This is a genomic window from Paraburkholderia sp. SIMBA_027, from assembly GCF_046535315.1.
Taxonomy (GTDB): Bacteria; Pseudomonadota; Gammaproteobacteria; order Burkholderiales; family Burkholderiaceae; genus Paraburkholderia; species Paraburkholderia tropica.
The window spans coordinates 1-362 of record NZ_JAWRWY010000198.1; the positions used below are offsets into that span (position 1 = coordinate 1).

At 68.8% G+C, this 362-nt stretch carries 1 protein-coding gene; it reads left to right on the top strand.

Annotated elements, in window-relative coordinates:
• Positions 1-83 precede the first annotated feature (83 nt).
• Positions 84-362: hypothetical protein (locus SB764_RS38765; protein ID WP_410866574.1), on the top strand; the 279-nt coding region annotated here is incomplete at its 3' end.

A 362-nucleotide genomic window follows, 5' to 3' on the forward strand; every position in this document is an offset into this window, starting at 1 on the left:
TGCCACAACGCTGCGGGTTCCGGTGACGCTGCTGGCTCCGGTGCCGCGGGCCACTGCCACTGACGCGACCTTGGATTGACAGGATGACAGCCTCCGCGGGGCGGGTCCGTTCAGCCGGACCCGTCCTGCACACCCGGATCTGTGCGGCGCTCACCGCCGTTTCATGCATGGTGCACCTATGGCTCGCGGCCTCCGGCCACCACGACGCATGGTTGGCCCTCCTTATGGTCGGATTGGCTGCTGTGTGCATCCCGTGCACGGTCCATATTTGGCGGCACTGCCGGGTCGGCGCCCTGCACCAGGTGACGGCCGCCGCCGTCGTCATGGTGGGGCTTCATGCGTTCCTGCTGCTGGGCGCCGCC